The sequence below is a fragment of the Diaphorobacter sp. MNS-0 genome (genome assembly GCF_019602835.1).
Classification (GTDB): Bacteria; Pseudomonadota; Gammaproteobacteria; order Burkholderiales; family Burkholderiaceae_C; genus Diaphorobacter; species Diaphorobacter nitroreducens.
Genome location: NZ_CP080761.1, coordinates 2,441,153 through 2,457,940, shown reverse-complemented (window position 1 = coordinate 2,457,940; position 16,788 = coordinate 2,441,153). Strand labels below are relative to the sequence as shown.

19 protein-coding genes are annotated in these 16,788 nt (G+C 67.8%); 9 read left to right on the top strand and 10 right to left on the bottom strand.

Features of this window, described 5'->3' with window-relative positions:
* Positions 1 to 125 precede the first annotated feature (125 nt).
* The 3 genes from K2L43_RS11705 (at position 126) to plsY (ending at position 2,434) form a co-directional block, all read left to right on the top strand.
* Complete coding sequence (locus K2L43_RS11705) at positions 126 to 1,187, top strand: aldo/keto reductase (RefSeq protein WP_220637605.1); 1,062 nt, start codon at positions 126 to 128, stop codon at positions 1,185 to 1,187.
* Positions 1,188 to 1,252: 65 nt separating this feature from the next.
* Positions 1,253 to 1,753: a Cys-tRNA(Pro) deacylase gene (ybaK, locus tag K2L43_RS11700; protein ID WP_047350456.1), complete on the top strand. Its 501-nt coding sequence runs from the start codon at positions 1,253 to 1,255 to the stop codon at positions 1,751 to 1,753.
* 45 nt (positions 1,754 to 1,798) lie between these two features.
* Positions 1,799 to 2,434, top strand: coding sequence for a glycerol-3-phosphate 1-O-acyltransferase PlsY (gene plsY / locus K2L43_RS11695; RefSeq protein ID WP_047350457.1), 636 nt, complete (start codon positions 1,799 to 1,801; stop codon positions 2,432 to 2,434).
* A 78-nt stretch (positions 2,435 to 2,512) separates the two neighbouring features.
* Here plsY and K2L43_RS11690 read toward each other — a convergent pair whose 3' ends face one another.
* Genes K2L43_RS11690 through K2L43_RS11680 form a run of 3 tightly spaced genes read right to left on the bottom strand, consistent with a single transcriptional unit; the run spans position 2,513 to position 4,683 of the window.
* Positions 2,513 to 3,514: an HD-GYP domain-containing protein gene (locus K2L43_RS11690; protein ID WP_011805908.1), complete on the bottom strand. Its 1,002-nt coding sequence runs from the start codon at positions 3,512 to 3,514 to the stop codon at positions 2,513 to 2,515.
* Between the two features lie 22 nt (positions 3,515 to 3,536).
* A complete protein-coding gene (locus tag K2L43_RS11685; protein WP_123675611.1) occupies positions 3,537 to 4,181 on the bottom strand; it encodes a TIGR02281 family clan AA aspartic protease in 645 nt (214 codons plus the stop codon).
* Between the two features lie 16 nt (positions 4,182 to 4,197).
* On the bottom strand, positions 4,198 to 4,683 hold the full coding sequence (locus K2L43_RS11680; RefSeq protein WP_047350459.1) for a YajQ family cyclic di-GMP-binding protein: 486 nt from the start codon (positions 4,681 to 4,683) through the stop codon (positions 4,198 to 4,200).
* Positions 4,684 to 4,750: 67 nt separating this feature from the next.
* Between K2L43_RS11680 and murB the strand changes: the two genes are divergently transcribed.
* Positions 4,751 to 5,827 carry a UDP-N-acetylmuramate dehydrogenase gene (gene murB, locus K2L43_RS11675; RefSeq protein WP_015913668.1) on the top strand — a complete coding sequence of 359 codons (1,077 nt, stop codon included), beginning with the start codon at positions 4,751 to 4,753 and terminating at the stop codon, positions 5,825 to 5,827.
* Positions 5,828 to 5,932: 105 nt separating this feature from the next.
* Here murB and K2L43_RS11670 read toward each other — a convergent pair whose 3' ends face one another.
* From K2L43_RS11670 to sigJ, 3 genes are all read right to left on the bottom strand, one after another.
* Entirely contained in the window at positions 5,933 to 7,459 is a 1,527-nt protein-coding gene (locus tag K2L43_RS11670; protein WP_370633113.1) for a DASS family sodium-coupled anion symporter, read from the bottom strand.
* Between the two features lie 199 nt (positions 7,460 to 7,658).
* On the bottom strand, positions 7,659 to 8,114 hold the full coding sequence (locus tag K2L43_RS11665) for a carboxymuconolactone decarboxylase family protein (protein WP_011805903.1): 456 nt from the start codon (positions 8,112 to 8,114) through the stop codon (positions 7,659 to 7,661).
* 82 nt (positions 8,115 to 8,196) lie between these two features.
* A complete protein-coding gene (gene sigJ, locus K2L43_RS11660) occupies positions 8,197 to 9,060 on the bottom strand; it encodes an RNA polymerase sigma factor SigJ (RefSeq protein ID WP_041836039.1) in 864 nt (287 codons plus the stop codon).
* A 346-nt stretch (positions 9,061 to 9,406) separates the two neighbouring features.
* On the opposite strand from sigJ, the gene K2L43_RS11655 reads away from it, so the two are divergent.
* Positions 9,407 to 10,075: a 7-cyano-7-deazaguanine/7-aminomethyl-7-deazaguanine transporter gene (locus tag K2L43_RS11655; RefSeq protein ID WP_015913664.1), complete on the top strand. Its 669-nt coding sequence runs from the start codon at positions 9,407 to 9,409 to the stop codon at positions 10,073 to 10,075.
* On the top strand, positions 10,072 to 10,791 hold the full coding sequence (gene queC, locus K2L43_RS11650; protein WP_088886460.1) for a 7-cyano-7-deazaguanine synthase QueC: 720 nt from the start codon (positions 10,072 to 10,074) through the stop codon (positions 10,789 to 10,791). The genes K2L43_RS11655 and queC overlap by 4 nt, the downstream gene beginning before the upstream one ends.
* A gap of 90 nt (positions 10,792 to 10,881) precedes the next feature.
* Here the strand turns inward: queC and argG are convergent, their stop codons facing one another.
* From argG to K2L43_RS11630, 4 genes are all read right to left on the bottom strand, one after another.
* Entirely contained in the window at positions 10,882 to 12,228 is a 1,347-nt protein-coding gene (gene argG, locus K2L43_RS11645; protein WP_011805899.1) for an argininosuccinate synthase, read from the bottom strand.
* Positions 12,229 to 12,294: 66 nt separating this feature from the next.
* The gene (locus K2L43_RS11640) at positions 12,295 to 12,612 is read right to left on the bottom strand and encodes a pyrimidine/purine nucleoside phosphorylase (protein ID WP_011805898.1); all 318 of its coding nucleotides are present in this window, start codon (positions 12,610 to 12,612) and stop codon (positions 12,295 to 12,297) included.
* Positions 12,613 to 12,781: 169 nt separating this feature from the next.
* Entirely contained in the window at positions 12,782 to 13,462 is a 681-nt protein-coding gene (locus tag K2L43_RS11635; protein WP_088886461.1) for a glycine zipper 2TM domain-containing protein, read from the bottom strand.
* A 113-nt stretch (positions 13,463 to 13,575) separates the two neighbouring features.
* The gene (locus tag K2L43_RS11630) at positions 13,576 to 13,962 is read right to left on the bottom strand and encodes an ArsC family reductase (RefSeq protein ID WP_220637604.1); all 387 of its coding nucleotides are present in this window, start codon (positions 13,960 to 13,962) and stop codon (positions 13,576 to 13,578) included.
* Between the two features lie 47 nt (positions 13,963 to 14,009).
* Here K2L43_RS11630 and folC point away from each other — a divergent pair, with 47 nt between their 5' ends.
* The 3 genes from folC to K2L43_RS11615 are packed head-to-tail and all read left to right on the top strand — an operon-like array spanning position 14,010 to position 16,720.
* The gene (gene folC / locus K2L43_RS11625) at positions 14,010 to 15,335 is read left to right on the top strand and encodes a bifunctional tetrahydrofolate synthase/dihydrofolate synthase (protein WP_011805895.1); all 1,326 of its coding nucleotides are present in this window, start codon (positions 14,010 to 14,012) and stop codon (positions 15,333 to 15,335) included.
* Positions 15,336 to 15,349: 14 nt separating this feature from the next.
* The gene (locus K2L43_RS11620; protein WP_011805894.1) at positions 15,350 to 16,192 is read left to right on the top strand and encodes an SPOR domain-containing protein; all 843 of its coding nucleotides are present in this window, start codon (positions 15,350 to 15,352) and stop codon (positions 16,190 to 16,192) included.
* Positions 16,193 to 16,231: 39 nt separating this feature from the next.
* The gene (locus K2L43_RS11615) at positions 16,232 to 16,720 is read left to right on the top strand and encodes a CvpA family protein (RefSeq protein ID WP_011805893.1); all 489 of its coding nucleotides are present in this window, start codon (positions 16,232 to 16,234) and stop codon (positions 16,718 to 16,720) included.
* The last annotated feature ends 68 nt before the right edge of the window (positions 16,721 to 16,788 follow it).

Genomic DNA, 16,788 nt, shown 5'->3' with positions numbered 1-16,788 from the left:
GTGGATTATTTCGCGGTGAACCGTCCGCGGCGCGTCGTGGCGGCGACAACGCGGCGGAGTGGGTGCGGCCTGCGCGATGTGACGCGAATCCGTAAACTCGGGCGCAACTGTGTTTCGGAGCCTGCATGCATACCCTTCCCCTTGGCCACAGCGACCTGCACGTCACGCCGATCTGCCTGGGCACCATGACCTTTGGCGAACAAGTGGCGGAGCCGGCGGCGCACGCCATCCTCGACCGCGCGCTGGAGCGCGGCGTGAACTTCTTCGACACGGCCGAGATGTATGCCGTGCCCGCGCGCGAGGCCACCTGTGGCGCCACCGAATCCATCATCGGCCGCTGGTTCGCCAGCCGCCCGGGCACGCGCGGCAAGGTGGTGCTGGCCACCAAGGTGGCGGGCCCGTCGCGCGGCATGCCGTGGATCCGCAAGGGCCAGGGCATGACGGCGGCGGACATCGTCGCCTCGTGTGAGGGCAGCCTGCGCCGGCTGCAGACCGACGTGATCGACCTGTACCAGATCCACTGGCCCGAGCGGCACGTGCCCGCGTTCGGCACGCTGTACTACGACCCTTCCAAGGAAGTCAGCACCACGCCCATCCACGACCAGTTGGAGGCACTGGCCGGCCTGGTGCGTGCGGGCAAGGTGCGCTATGTCGGCCTGTCCAATGAGACGCCCTACGGCGTGCACGAGTTCGTGCGCCTGGCGGAGCAGCACGGGCTGCCGCGCGTGGCGTCGGTCCAGAACCCGTACTGCCTGCTCAACCGCAGCTGGGAAAACGCCATGGACGAGACGTGCCACCGCCTGGGCGTGTCGCTGCTTGCGTATTCGCCGCTGGCGTTCGGCCTGCTCACTGGCAAGTTCGACCAGTACGCGCCCACCGACGCGGGTGCGCCGCAACAGGCGCGCATCGCGCGCTATGAGTCGGTGCGCAAGCAGCGCTGGGGCCGTCCCGAGGCGCTGGCTGCGGCGCGCCGCTACAACCAGCTCGCGCGTGACCACGGCCTGTCGCCCACGCAGATGGCGCTGGCCTTCTGCTACCACCAATGGCGCGTGAGCAGCACCATCATCGGCGTGACATCCCTTGCGCAACTGGACGAAGACCTGGATGCGTGGGACACGCGCCTGTCGCCCGAACTGCTGGCTGCCATCGATGCGGTGCGCTGGGAGATGCGCGATCCGGCGCAATGAGTTTTAGATCGAATCGGCCTGTAACGCTTGACTGGTAAGCGCGGGCAGCTATTGTTTTTGAGTTTATGGCCAAGAAGGACAAGACCGCCCACGTGAGCGAAACCCCTGCCACGCAACTGCTGCGCGCGCACAAGGTCGCCTTCACGGAGCACCCGTACGACTACGTGGAGCATGGCGGCACCGAGGAGTCGGCGCGCCAACTGGGATTGGACGAACACGTGGTGGTCAAGACGCTGGTGATGCAGGACCAGGACGCCAAGCCGTTGATCGTGCTCATGCACGGCGACTGCAAGGTGTCCACCAAGAACCTTGCGCGCCAGATCGGCGCCAAGAGCGTGGAGCCCTGCAAGCCCGAGGTGGCCAACCGCCACAGCGGCTACCTGGTGGGCGGCACTTCGCCGTTCGGCACGCGCAAGCAGATGCCGGTGTTCATCGAGGAGAGCATCCTGCAGCTGCCGCGCATCGCCATCAACGGCGGGCGCCGCGGCTTTCTGGTGCAGTTGGACCCGCAGGTCTGCGTGCAACTGCTGGGTGCGCGGCCGGTGCAGTGCGCGCTGGCAGAATAGGGCGGTTTTGCTTTTGTCATTCACCTTCCCTGAGCGCCCCTTGTCGTGAGCACTGTCCTTCTGCCCCTTGCCGCTGCCGTGGCCGCCTACCTGCTGGGCTCCCTGTCGTTTGCCGTCATCGTCAGCCGCGTGATGGGGCTGTCCGACCCGCGCACCTACGGCAGCAAGAACCCCGGCGCCACCAACGTGCTGCGCTCGGGCTCCAAGGCGGCGGCGGCCGTCACGCTGCTGTTCGATGCGCTCAAGGGCTGGCTGCCCGTGGTGCTGGTGCGCTGGTTCGGCGCGCCCTACGGTCTGGAGGAGGGCACCATGGCGCTGGTCGGCCTGGCGGCGTTCCTCGGCCACCTGTGGCCGGTGTTCTTCCGCTTTGAAGGCGGCAAGGGCGTGGCCACGGCGCTGGGAGTGCTCCTGGGCATCAGCGGCTGGCTGGGGCTGGCCACGCTGCTCACCTGGGTGATCATTGCGTTCTTCTTCCGCTACTCGTCGCTGGCCTCGCTGGTGGCCGCGGTGTTCGCGCCGTTCTTCTACGTGCTGGGCGGTGGCGTGGCCTGGTACACCGATGCGCGCGTGGGCATGGCCATCGCCGTGATGTCGGGCCTGCTGGCCTGGCGCCACAAGGAAAACATCCAACGCCTGCTGCAGGGCAAGGAATCGCGCCTGGGCTCCAAGAAGAAAGCCTAAAAGCCGGATACGCGCCTGTCCGCACCCGGCAGGCGGCGCGCAGTGCCGTGTGTTTCCTGATGCGGCAGGCCCGGTTTTTCAGCGGGACAGGGTCTGTGTGCGCTGGGCCGCATAAAGCCCCAGGCGCACCATGGTGCGGTTGTGCAGTTCCACCGTCACCGCCGACCGCGCCAGCGCCGACTGGATGCGCGGCTGTCCGCGCACCGTGTGGTAGAGCGCGGGCGAGGCCAGCGGCTCGCCCTTGGCATCCAGCACGCTGGCCACCAGCGGGAAGTTCGCCCGCTCGCTGCGGCGCAGCACGACGGCCGTCTCGCCATTGTCCAGGCGCACGAACGTGCCCGGCGGGCACAGGCCCACGGTGCGCACCAGCATGAGGCTGGCTTCGTCGCGCGCGTCGCTGTCTTGACCCACGATGGCGCGTACCGAGTCGGTGGCGCTGCGGCCGGCGCGGGACTTGCGCGGGCTGATCAGGGCCGCGTAGCGGTCGATGGTGCTCAGGATGCGCGTGAGCCGCTCCCGAACGGGCAGGCTCGCCAGGGGCACGGCCGCGTCGGACGAGGGCGCATGGTGCGTCGCCACGATCTCCAGCCACAGGTCGTTGGTGACCTGCAGATCTTCCAGCATGTCCAGTCCAAGCCGAGGGTGGCTGGCCACGACCTGCTGCTGCTCGGCCGTGAGCGGTTCGCGCTGCACGGCCAGCGCATCCTGCAGCGCCGTCATGCCGATGTTCATGGTGAACGCCGCGCGCACCAGGCTGTCGCGCTCCTGCGGCGGCAACTGCAACTCCTGCGCCAGGATGTGGCACAGCGTGCCGCACACCAGCGCATGCGATGCGCTGTAGCCCACGGTGGAGGTGGCGGCGAGCTGGAACATGAGGTACAGCGCGGCGTCGATGTCGTGCGCCACCAGGTCCTGAAGCCAGCGGTCGCACTGGCGCACCTTGGCCACGAAGTCGCGCGCCTGCCGTGGCCGCGCGAGCAGCGCCGACAGGGCGGACTCCAGGTCGGACCACTGGCCCAGCAGGTCTTCGTAGTCGCTGCCCGACGGATCGGTGCCACTGGGTTGGGGCTGTGCGGACATGGGGGCCTGAGGGTGACGCGCGTCAGCGGCGGCGTTGCAGCACCATCTCGTCGCCGCTGCGGTTCATGTGGAATTCGCGCAGGAAGCTGTTGCCCAGCAGCACATAGGGCATGGCCTCCGCGGTGACGATGGCGTCCACGCTGCGCAGTTCCACATCGCCCACCCGCACGGACTCCAGCCGCATGCGCCAGCCCTGCGCCGTGCCGTTGGCGGTGTTCATCATCACGGGCTGGCCCTGTTCGAACTTCAGGCCCATGCGCTGCGCGTCGGGCCGGCCGATGGCCACGGTGGTGGCGCCTGTGTCCACCATGTACTGCATCACGCGGCCGTTGATGAAGCCGCTGTTGATGAAATGCCCACGCGCGTCGGCCTTGAGCACGATACGCTGGCCGGCCGCGCTGCCGCCAATGCTCACGGGCGACTCGCCCAGCTGAATCGCGCGCTGCGCGCCCGCGACCTCCAGCACCACGCCGTCGCGGCCCACCGAGACCACGCGCACGCCCATGTGGGAGCCGCCCGGTGCCACGCTGCGCGGCGCGCTGCCGTCCACCACCAGCAGGGCCTTGCCGCCCAGGATGCCGGCCAGCGCCACGCTTTGCGCGTAGGCGGCGGGCAGGCCGGTGACCGCCAGCAGGGCGACGGCCAGGCGCAGGGTCAGGCGGTGCATGGGCGGCGGGCAGTCATCAGTCGCGGAAGTTGTCGAACGTGAGCGGCAGGTCGGCGATGTCCTTGCGGATCAGCGCCATGGCGGCCTGCAGGTCGTCGCGCTTGGCGCCGGTGACGCGCACCTTGTCTTCCTGGATGGCCGCCTGCAGTTTGAGCTTGCTGTCCTTGATCAGGCGCTGGATCTTCTTGGCCTGCTCGCTGTCAATGCCGTTCTTGACCTTCACCACCTGCTTGAGCTTGTCGCCGCCGATCTTCTGGGGCTTTTGCACGTCCAGGAAGCGCACGTCCACGTTGCGCTTGGTGAGCTTGTTGCGCAGGATGTCCTCGACCTGCTGCAGCTGGAAGTCGGCGTCGCCGTACAGCGTGATTTCCTTGTCTTTCAGCTCGACGGCGGCAGAGGTGCCCTTGAAGTCAAAGCGCGTGCCGATCTCCTTGGCGGTGTTCTCCACGGCGTTTTTCACTTCGACGAAGTTGGCTTCACAGACGGTATCAAAAGAAGGCATGGCATCACTCGCGGCTAACTCGGTACAAACCCGCGCCCGCTTGGGGGCGGGTGCGACAATCCGGTCGATGTTAGTCGAGAAAAATGTTCCCCTGCAGACTTACAACACCTTCGGCATCGCCGCGCGTGCGCACACCCTGGTGCGCGTGCGCTCGGCCAAGGACGTGCATGACCTGCTGGGCGACCACCGCTTGGAGCGCCAGCCGGTGTTCGTGCTGGGGGGCGGCAGCAACATCGTGCTGACCGGCGACGTCAAGCCCCTCGTGCTGAAGATGGAGATCAAGGGCCTGCGCCTGCTGGAAGAGACCGACAAGGCCTGGATCGTTGAGGCCGGCGCGGGCGAGGTCTGGCACGAGGCCGTGGCCTGGACGCTGGCCCAGGGCTACCCCGGCCTGGAGAACCTGGCGCTGATTCCCGGCACCGTGGGCGCAGCGCCCGTGCAGAACATCGGCGCCTACGGCGTGGAACTGCAGGACCGCTTTCATTCCCTGGTGGCCATCGACCTGGCCACGGGCCGCCCCTTCACGCTGGACGCAGCCCAGTGCGCCTTCGGCTACCGCGACTCGGTGTTCAAGCATGCCGCGCCCCAGGCGCCCCACGAGGGCGGGGGGCTGCACCGTGGCATGGGGCTGGCCGGGCGCGCGGTCATTACGCATGTGCGCTTTCTGCTGCGCAAGGACTGGGCGCCTGAGCTGGGCTACCTGGACCTGGAGCGCAAGCGCCAGGAGGCGGGCGTGGAGCGGCCCACGGCGCAGCAGATCTTTGACTGGGTGTGCGAGATCCGCCGTGCCAAGCTGCCCGACCCGGCCGTGATCGGCAACGCCGGCAGCTTCTTCAAGAACCCCACGGTCACGCCCGAGCAGTGCCAGGACATCATCGCGCGCGACCCGAAGATCGTGCACTACCCCATGCCCGACGGCACCATCAAGCTGGCGGCGGGCTGGCTCATCGACGCCTGCGGTTGGAAGGGCAAGACGGTGGGCAAGGCCGGCGTGTACGACAAGCAGGCGCTGGTGCTGGTCAACCGCGGCACGCCCGACGACAGCGTGACCGGCGGCGAGGTGATGACGCTGGCGCGCGCCATCCAGACCAGCGTGTACGAGCGCTTCGGCATCCGGCTGGAGCCGGAGCCGGTGGTGGTCTAGCAGCCGGTAGCTGCTAACCTTTTGATAGCTGCTACCGCTTATCAGTAAAGGGCTGCAGGCCAAAAATGCCTGTAATCGCATGGGCCACAGGCCGGCGAAGGGGCCTCAGCGCGCCGGCAGGGTCATGTAGCCCATCCAGGGCCAGTAGGTCAGCGCAAACACCACCAGCAGCGCGATGGCCACGGCGGTGAGCACCAGGCCCGTGCGCACATAGTCCTTGATGTCGAAGGTGTCGGTGCCGTAGGCCAGCATGCCCTGGGGCGAGTTCACCGGCAGGATGAAGCCGATGCTGACCACGAACTGCAGCAGCATGGTCATGCCGATGGGGTTGATGCCCGGCGTCTGCACCGCCTGCAGCACGCTGATGATGATCGGGATCATGGTGGAGGCCAGGCCTGTGGCGCTGGCAAAACCCAGGTGGATCACGATCAGGAACAGGGCCAGCAGCATGAAGATGGCAAATGCCGTGGCGTTGGCCAGGCCGAGGCTGTCCACGATCAGGCGCGCCAGCCAGGGCGCGGCCTCGGTCTTGAGCAGGGCCGCACCCATGGCGATGCCCACGGCGAACAGCAGCACCGTGCCCCAGGGAAAGCCCCTTTGCGACTCCTTCCAGCCCATCACGCCCAGGCGCGGCAGCAGCATCAGTGCGATGGCTACGATGGTGGAGGTGGTGGTGTCCACGTCGTGCAGCACGCCCTCGGTAGCCCAGAAGCCCAGCAGCACCAGCATGATGCCCAGCAGCTTCCACTGGTTGGCGGTCATGGCGCCCAGTTCTGTCAACTGGCGCTGGATGGCCTCGCGCCCACCGGCGATGTGGTCCATCTCGGGCTTGAGCATGCGCGTCATGATGAAGTACAGCGCAAAGGTCAGCACGAGGGAATACGGCGCGCCAGCCACGAACCACTCGCCCCAGGTGATGGTCTGGCCGAACTGCTTTTCAATGAAGCCGATGGCCACCATGTTCTGTGCGGCGGCCGTCTTGATGCCGATGTTCCATACGCTGGCGGTTTGCGCGGCGGTGATCACCACCAGGGCTGCGAACTTACTGCGCCGGTCCGCGCCGAAGGCAGACAGAAAGCCCAGCATGATCGGCATGAGGCAGGCCACACGTGCCGTGGCGCTGGGAACGATGAACGACAGCAGAAAGCCCACCAGGATCGCGCCCATCGCCACGTGGTTGGCGCGCGCGGGTACGTACGACAGCACCTGCAGTGCGATGCGTTTGTCCAGCTGCGTCGCCGTCATGGCCGCGGCGATGAAGCAGGCGGCCGCCACCAGCACCACGGCGCTGTTGCTGAAGCCCCCCAGGGCATAGGGCAGCGCGGCGCGCGTGCCCATCATGGCGCCTGCCGCCTCCTTGCCTGGCACGGGGCTGATGGCCAGCAGGACGATCATCAGCGCGCCGATAACGACGGCGCTCACCGCATAGTCGAGAGCTTCCGTCATCCACAGGATCACCGCGAAAGCGAGGATGGCCAGCATCATCTGCCCGGCCTGCGGCAGGCCCGGCAGGGCGGGCATGAACGCGATGGCCAGCAGCACCGCGATGGCGGCCCATAGACCTATGCGCTGCGTGAACGTGAAGCCCCCAGCAGCGGGTGCAGGAGCGGGGGGGATGAGGCCGGGGACGATGGCATGGCAGCTTCCTTTCTCTTTGTTAGGCCCCGGCCGGGCCGAGGCTCGCGGTCATTGTGCGCCGCTGTTGCCAGGCTGCTGATGACAGTTCGCGGGTCTGTGGCGGAAGCATGACATGCGTCAAGATTTTCGGGTCCTTAGGCGGCGGCGCCCCCATGCTTGCCCTGGCGCGTTGTCAGGGTTTCCGCTCGCATGCTCAGGCTGGCGTGTGGATCCCGGGCGGGGTGCGAAAGGCGACGCTGAGCCGGTTCCACCCGTTGATCGCGACGATGGCCATCGACAGCTCCACGATCTCCGCTTCGCTGAACTGCGCGCGCACCTCGTCGTACACGGCGTCGGACACCTGCGACTGCTCCAGGCGCGTGAGGGCCTCGGTCCAGGCCAGTGCGGCACATTCGCGCGCATCGAACACGCCGCTCTCGCGGCAGGCGCTGAGCAGGTGCAGCCGCCGGTCGCTTTCGCCATGCTCGCGCGCCTCGCGGGCGTGCATGTCGATGCAGAACGCGCAGCCATTGATTTGCGAGGCGCGCATCTTTACCAGCTCGTGCAACTGCACGGGTAGTTGCCCCGCATCGACGTGTTTTTGCAGGCCGTACATGGCGGCATAGCTTGCGGCGTGGCGAGGGAGGTTGATGCGGGGGGCTGAGGACATGGAAGGCCCCTTGCAGGGGGGTGAGAGAAAAGGGGTGAACGCGGCGCCGCCGCGCAGACGGTGCCGGGCGAAGCGCGCAGGCCTACAGGCCGCGCAGCTTGTCGGGGTTGAGGACGGAATACACCGCGTGGATGTGTACGCCGTCGGTCTCGAAGGCCATGACGGCGCGCACGCCGCCCGCGTCGCGCAGCAGCAGCCCGGGGCCGCCGTTGACGTCCACCGCTTCCATGGTCTGGTGGCTCAGGTAGAGGCGCCACACCGACGCGGCCAGGCGTGCGATCGCACGCGGCCCGTGCAGCAGCTTGGCGGCGGCGCGCACCTTGCCGCCGCCGTCGGCGGTCCACTGCGCATCCTCGGCGAACAGCGCCAGCAGCGCCGCATGGTCCTGCGTGCGCATGGCCTGCACGAAGCGCTCCACCAGCGCACGCGACGCCTCGGGTGTGGCCGTGAAGCGCGCCCTGCGCTGGCGCACCTGGGTGCGTGCGCGGTGCACCAGCTGGCGGCAGGCGGCCTCGCTCTTGCCCAGCATGCTCGCCACCTCGGGGTAGTCGCTGTCGAACACGTCGTGCAGCAGGAAGGCGGCGCGCTCGTCGGGCGTGAGGCGCTCCAGCACCACGAGCAGCGCCACGGACAGGTCGCTGGCCAGTTCGGCGCGTGCATCGGCGGCCGGGGCGCTGTCGCCGGGGATCCACGGTTCCGGCAGCCAGGGGCCGTCATAGGCCGTGCGTTCTATGCGCGCGGCGCGCAGCCGGTCCACGCACAGCCGGGTGACGGTGGTGATCCGCCAGGCCTCGGCCGTCTGCACGCGCTCCAGGGCCGTCGCCTGCCAACGCAGCCAGGCGTCCTGCAGCACGTCCTCGGCATCGGGGCGGCTACCCAGCATGCGGTAGGCCACGCCCGCCAGGCGTGGGCGGTGCTGCTGAAAGGCGGCGAGGTGCTGGTCCATGGCGAGTGAGGTTGTCGCGTTCATGCCCCTAAGACGTGCGGCGCATGCATTGTGTGACGGGTGCCTTGAAAAAAATACGCGGCGCAACCCTGTGCGCGGGTGAGATGCGCAAATGTGCCTACAATCGCGCCCCGGCTCTGTTGCCACCATGGGTTCCCTCGCCCCCATCCAGGAACCTCCGCAACACCTGTAGTGCCGCACGCATCTGTGGGCTTGACGGCCTGCGTCGATGCAAATCCTTGGGGTGGCCCTGCCACCGCTGTGGTTTGCGCTTCGCGTCCCATCCCGATTCGCAGCGTGCTGATCCCTACAGGTATTGCAGAGGTCCCATCCAAAAAGGACTGCCATGACCTCGCTGAAGGCACCATCGCGCGTGCCGTTGTACCTCTCCCTCCTGGTGGCGTTCCATATCGCCATCGTCATCGCCAGCAACTACCTGGTGCAACTGCCCATCAATTTGCTGGGCTTTCACAGCACCTGGGGGGCGTTCAGCTTCCCGTTCATCTTTCTGGCCACCGACCTGACGGTGCGGCTCATCGGCAAGGCCGAGGCGCGCCGCGTCATCACCCGCGCCATGCTGCCGGCGCTGGTGGCGTCGTATGTGGTGGGCGTGCTGTTCCATGAAGGCCGCTTCAACGGCTGGGCGGCGCTGGGTGACTTCAACACCTTCGTGTTCCGCATCGCCTTTGCCAGCTTTGCCGCCTACGTGCTGGGGCAACTGCTGGACATCCAGGTGTTCGACCGTATCCGCCAGAGCAGCCGCTCGTGGTGGCTGGCGCCCGCGGCGGCGTCGGTGTTCGGCCAGGCGCTGGATACGGCGGCGTTCTTCTCCATCGCCTTCTGGCGCAGCCCTGACGCGTTCATGGCCGCCCACTGGGGCGAAATCGCCGTGGTGGACTATGTCATCAAGCTGGCCGTGAGCCTGCTGTTCTTCGTGCCGGCCTACGGAGTGGCGCTGGCCGCCATCGTGCGCAGCATGCGCGAGGGCGCGGCCCCGCTCGCGACCGCGCCATGAGCCGCTTGCCGCAGCGGCGCGCGCTGGTGCTGCTGTCGGGCGGGCAGGACTCCGCGACCTGCCTGGCCTGGGCGCTGGCGCGCTATGGGCATGTGGAAACCCTGGGCTTTGACTACGGACAGCGCCACCGCGTCGAGCTGGACTGCCGGCAGCGGCTGATCGACGGTGTGCGCGCCCTGCCGTGGCCGGGACAGTTGGGGCCGGACCACATGCTGACGGTGGACGTGCTCGCGCAGCTGGGCGGCAGCGCCATGACCGAAGACGTGGCCATCGCCATGCAGGCGGACGGTTTGCCCAACACCTTCGTGCCCGGGCGCAACCTGCTGTTCTTCACCCTGGCGGCGGCGCTGGCCTATCGGCGCGGGCTGGATGTGCTGGTGGGCGGCATGTCCGAGACCGACTATTCCGGCTACCCCGACTGCCGCGACAGCACGCTGAAGGCGCTGCAGGTGGCGCTGAGTCTGGGCGTGGACCGCCCGCTGACGCTGGAAACTCCGCTGATGTGGCGCAGCAAGGCCGACACCTGGGCCCTGGCGCAGCGGCTGGGCGGCGACGCCCTGGTCGAACTGATCCGGTGTGAGTCACACACCTGCTACCTGGGCCAGCGCGGCGACCTGCACGCCTGGGGCCACGGCTGCGGCGGCTGCCCCGCCTGCGAACTGCGCGCACAGGGGTGGGAGCAGTGGACCGCGCAGCGCTCTTTGAACGGCGCATAAAAAAACCACCCGGCATGCCTGCCGGGTGGTAGCTTCTGTTTTTGTAGCTGTTAGCGCCCGTCCATCAAGCGCTAGAGGCCTGTTTGATACTTATTTTTTCTTCGCGCCGCCGTCTTCCAGCTGCGCCAGCGCGGCATTGCCGCCCAGCGACAGCAGGCCGGCGCGTGCATACACGCCCAGCTTGCCGCGCGTGTCGGAAATGTCCAGGTTGCGCATGGTCAACTGGCCGATGCGGTCCAGCGGGCTGAACGGCGCGTCTTCCACCTTTTCCATCGACAGGCGCTCGGGTGCGTAGGTCAGGTTGGGCGACTCGGTGTTCAGGATGGAGTAGTCGTTGCCGCGGCGCAGCTCGAGCGTCACGGTGCCGGTCACGGCGCGCGCCACCCAGCGCTGGGCGGTCTCGCGCAGCATGATGGCCTGCGGGTCGAACCAGCGGCCCTGGTACAGCAGGCGGCCGAGCTTCAGGCCGTTCAGGCGGTACTGCTCGATGGTGTCTTCGTTGTGGATGCCGGTGACCAGGCGCTCGTAGGCGATGTGCAGCAGCGCCATGCCGGGGGCTTCGTAGATGCCGCGGCTCTTGGCTTCGATGATGCGGTTCTCGATCTGGTCGCTCATCCCTAAGCCGTGGCGGCCGCCGATGCGGTTCAATTCCAGGAACAGCTCCACAGGGTCGGCGATCTCCTTGCCGTTCACGGCCACGGGTTGCCCCTCGTCGAAGGTGACCGACACTTCTTCGGCCGGCACGTCGACTTCGGGCTTCCAAAACGCCACGCCCATGATGGGGTTGACGATGCGGATGCCGCTGCTGAGGAACTCCAGGTCCTTTGCCTCGTGCGTGGCGCCCAGCATGTTGCTGTCGGTGCTGTACGCCTTTTCGGCGCTCATCTTGTAGCCGAAGCCTTCCTTGGTCATGAAGGCCGACATCTCGGCGCGCCCGCCCAGCTCGTCGATGAACTTCTGGTCCAGCCAGGGCTTGTAGATCTTCAGCGCGGGGTTGGTGAGCAGGCCGTAGCGGTAGAAGCGCTCGATGTCGTTGCCCTTGAAGGTGGAGCCGTCGCCCCAGATGTGGACGTCGTCCTCCTTCATCGCGGCCACCAGCATGGTGCCCGTCACGGCGCGACCCAGCGGCGTGGTGTTGAAGTAGGTGATGCCACCGGTGCTGATGTGGAAAGCTCCGGCCTGGATGGCGGCAATGCCCTCGTGCGCCAGCTGCGTGCGGCAGTCGATCAGGCGGGCCTTCTCGGCGCCGTATTCCATGGCCTTGCGGGGGATCTCATCGTAGTCGGCTTCGTCAGGCTGGCCCAGGTTGGCGGTGTAGGCGTAGGGCAGGGCGCCCTTGTTCTTCATCCAGCGCAGCGCGGCGCTGGTGTCGAGGCCGCCCGAGAAGGCGATGCCGACCTTCTGGCCGACGGGGAGGTGTTGCAGGATGGTTGCCATGGGATTCTCTTGAAAATTGATAGCTGCCCGCGCTTGTGTGATAAGCGTTGGAGGCTTAAAACATGCTCAGCCGTAGTGGCAGATGTAGTGGAAAGCCTCGGTCACGCGGATGTTGAATTTGGAATTGCCCGGCACGCTGAACTTCTCGCCCGCGCCCACCTTGACCCAGGCGTCGGTGCCGTCCAGCTGGTATTCGCAGGATCCGCCCACGCATTCCATGATCTCGGGTGCGCCCGTGCCGAAGGTCAACGTGGCCGGCAGCACCACACCCACCGACTTCTTCGTGCCATCGGGGTACGTGAGGTTGTGACTCACGCACTTGCCGTCAAAGTACACATTGGCCTGGGTGGTGACGGAAACACCGTCGATTTTTTCGGTGGTCATGGATGGGGACGCAGAGTATGGGACAAACCATCAATTCTAGAGCCTGCGCGTGCCGGCGCGCCCCGTGCGGGCGCGGGGCGGCGTTGGCCCCGCAGCAACGAAAAAGGACTCCGAAGAGCCCTTTGGCATGTGCCGTCTGCGTGCTGGCCGCCAGGCCGAGGCGCTCTGCTCAGCGCCAGTAACGGTCGTGGTAGCGGGGCGGGCGGTAGGGATGGCCATAGTTGTCGCGGTATTCGATCACGGTGACGGGCGGCTCCACGATGTAGGCCGGCGGGCCCGGCTGGGTGGACACCACCACGCCCGGCTGCGCATAGCCGCCGGAATAGGTAGGAGAGTAGGTGGGGGCGTAGGTGGGCGGGTATCCGGCGGGAGCGCGCGACACTCCCGGCACCGCCGGCTGCACGGTGAGTGGAATCCACGCGCCTGGGTCGGTCTGCGTGCGCGTGTTGTAGTGCCGGCCGGCGTATTCGTAGACCACGTCGTAGCCGACGATCTGGTTGTCGTAGTAGGTTTCGGTCGTGCAGCGCTGCACGTTCTGGTAGCCGGGGCGGCCGCCCTCGATCTGGTTGCCCAGCACCGCGCCACCAATCACACCCAGGGCCGTGGCCGCGGCGCGGCCGCTGCCGCCGCCGATGGCGTTGCCCGCGGCGCCGCCGGCGATCGCGCCCAGCACCGCGCCCGCGCCGGAGGTGGGGCGGGCGCCGCTGTAGATGGTTTCGTTGCCGCAGACCTGCTGCGGAATCGCGATCTGCTCGGTGATGGGCGTGGCCGACAGCACGCGGCCCTGTTCCTGCGCCTGGGCGGCCAGCGCGGCCGTGGCCAGGGCCGCGAGGACAAAAATCTTGTTCATGGGCAAAAAGCTCCTTTCGGTCGGCCTACAACGCGCCGAACCTGCGGGAAGTTTCAGCCCGGCGCGTCAACACACCCGCGCCGACCCGTAAATCTGCGTAAAGATGTGTTGCCTCATGCCTTGGAGTGGCTGGCCGCGCGTGCGTTCCATGCCTCGGGGCTGAAGCCCACCGTCACGTCACCCGCGGGGCCGCCCTGCCACTCGACCACTGGCCGCTTGATGACCGAGGGCTGCTCGCACATCAGCGCGGCCGCGCTGGGGGCGTCCGTCACGCCGGCCTGCGCGGCCGCGTCCAGCTTGCGCCAGGTCGTGCCCTGGCGGTTGAGCAGCTTCTCCCAGCCCACGGCGGCCATCCACGCGGGCAGGCGCTCTGCGGGAACGCCTTGCTTCTTGAAGTCGTGGAACTGGTAGGCCAAGCGTTGCTCCTGCAGCCAGGCGCGGGCCTTCTTGACGGTGTCGCAGTTGGGAATGCCGTAGACGATGATCGTGGGGGTACTCATGGCCCGGGATCATCGCGCAAGCCCGGCTCGGCGACAATTCATGGGCTATGCACATTCCTCCGCAGACACTGGAAGGCTGGCTTCGCCACTGCGAGCAGCTGCACCCCAAGAACATCGACATGGGCCTGGAGCGCGTGGGCGAGGTGGCGCGCCGCTTGGGGCTGCGCTTCAACTGCCCCGTGATCACCGTGGCGGGCACCAACGGCAAGGGCTCGACCTGCGCCATGCTGGAGGCCGTGGCCCTGCAGGCCGGCTACCGTACGGGGGTCTATACATCGCCCCATCTGGTGCATTTTGAGGAGCGTTGCCGCATCCGTGGCGAGATCGTCGATGCCGCGTCGTTGGTGGCCAGCTTCGAGGCGGTGGAGCGGGCGCGCACGCAGAACGGCAACGAGGTCACGCTGACCTACTTCGAATTCACCACGCTCGCCATCCTGCGGCACATGAGCCTGTCGCTGCTGGACGTGGCCATCCTGGAGGTGGGGCTGGGCGGGCGGCTGGATGCCACCAACATCATCGACGCCGACTGCGCGGTGATCACCAGCGTGGACATCGACCATGTGGAGTTCCTCGGGCCTGACCGCGAGACCATCGGCCGCGAGAAGGCCGGCATCATGCGCACCGGCCGTCCCGTGGTGGTGAGCGACCCCATGCCGCCGCAGAGCGTGATCGACCATGCGCGCGAGATCGGCGCCGACCTGTGGCGCTTCGGGCAGGACTTCAACTTCTCGGGCGACAAGCAGCAGTGGGCGTGGGCCGGGCGCGGGCGCCGCTACGCGGGCCTGGCGTATCCGGCGCTGCGGGGCGCCAACCAACTGGTCAATGCCTCGGGCGCACTCGCTGCGCTGGAGGCAGTGCGCGAACGCCTGCCCATCACCGCGCAGGCGGTGCGCGCCGGCCTGGCGCTGGTGGAACTGCCGGGGCGCTTCCAGATCGTGCCGGGCCAGCCCACGCTGGTGCTGGACGTGGCGCACAACCCGCACTCGGTGGCGGCGCTCACGGCCAATCTGGACGCCATGGGCTACTTCCCGACCACGCACGCGGTGTTTGGCGCCATGGCCGACAAGGATCTGGCGCCCATGCTGGCCAAGGTGGGGCCGGTGATCGACCGCTGGTATTTCACCGACCTGCCCACGCCGCGCGCCGAGACGGCCGCCAGCCTGCAGCAGAAATGGAATGCGCTGCAGATGGTGGCCGGAGGGCGCCGTGAGGTCGCCACCAGCCTGCACGCCAACCCCGAGGAGGCGCTGCGCGCGGCCGTTGAGGCCGCGGACCCCGCTGATAGAATTGTGGTCTTTGGCTCGTTCTACACGGTGGGTGGCGTGCTCCAGCATGGGGTGCCGCGCCTGCAGGCCAAGCATCTGGGCGCATAACGAGTCCGCACTCCATGGCATTTTTCAAGTTTCGTTGGCCTGGCCGGCAGGAGCCGTCGGGCGACACCAACAAACCCGCCAAGCGCTCACGCACTCCGCAGGCCGAGAGCATCGAGGAAATGCGCCGACGCGCGCGCCACCGCCTGCTGGGTGCTGCAGTACTGGTGTTGGTGGGCGTGGTGGGCTTCCCCCTGCTGTTCGACACCCAGCCGCGGCCGGTCCCGGTGAATGTGGCGATGGACATTCCCGATCGCCACAAGGTGGCTCCGCTGGTGGTGCCGCAGCAAGAGGCCAACACGCCCCGCGCCGCGGAGCCGGCGACTTCCGGCCTGGATGCGGGCGAGGAAGTGGTGGCGTCCCGCCCACGCAGTGCGCCAGCGGCCTCGCAGCCCGCTGCGCGCGTGGAACCCAAAGTGCCGGCTAAGGCGGAAACCCCGGCGGAATCCAAGCCCGAGCCCAAACCGGAGCCCAAGCCCGCGCCCAAGGCAGAGGCCAAACCGGAATCCAAACCAGAACCCCGGCCCGATCCCAAGCCTGCGCGCCAGGACGATGCTGCGCGCGCCCGCGCACTGCTCGAAGGCCGCAACCCGCAGCCCAGCGCCGCGCCGGCCGCTGCGCGCGAGGAGCAGGGCCGCTTCATCGTGCAGGTAGGCGCCTTCGCGGACGCCGACAAGGCGCGCGAGGTGCGCGATCGGTTGGAGCGCTCTGGCCTCAAGACCTATACCCAGGTGGTCGACACCAAGGATGGCAAGCGCACGCGCGTGCGAGTGGGTCCGTTCACCAGCCGTGCGGACGCCGACAAGGCAGCCGGCCGCGTCAAGGGCGCGGGGCTGTCCGCGTCGGTGTTGGCGCTTTAGGCCGGCTGGCGGGCTGGGACGGCGTTTCAAAGGTTGCGCATGGCGGCGCTGGACTGGATCTTCCTGGTGGTGCTGTGCGCGTCGCTGCTGATCGGTGCATGGCGCGGACTGGTGTTCGAGTTGCTGTCGCTGGCCGGCTGGGTGGTGGCGTTCTTTGCCGCGCAATGGTTTGCGGACGATATGGGCGCGCTGCTGCCCATGGGACAGGCGGATGCCACCTGGCGCCATGTGGCGGGCTTCGCGGTGGTGTTCGTCGGTGCGGTGTTTGCGTGTGGGCTGGTGGCGTGGCTGCTCAAGAAACTGGTCGAGGCGGTGGGCCTGCGGCCCGCGGACCGGGCGCTAGGGGCACTGTTTGGCGTGCTGCGCGGCCTGGTGCTGCTGCTGGCCGTGGTGCTGGTGGCCGGCTGGACGCCGATGCAGGATGCGCCGTGGTGGAAGGAATCGCAGGCCGCCCCCCTGTTGCAGGGAGCGCTCAAGGGGTTGAGGCCCGCGCTGCCGGATGAACTGGGCCGCCATCTGCCTTCCTAGCGGGCCTGGCGGCGCGGCCGCGGTGAGTGATGTGTGTGATCGGCGGGAAACCCCGCCGCCAAAACTGG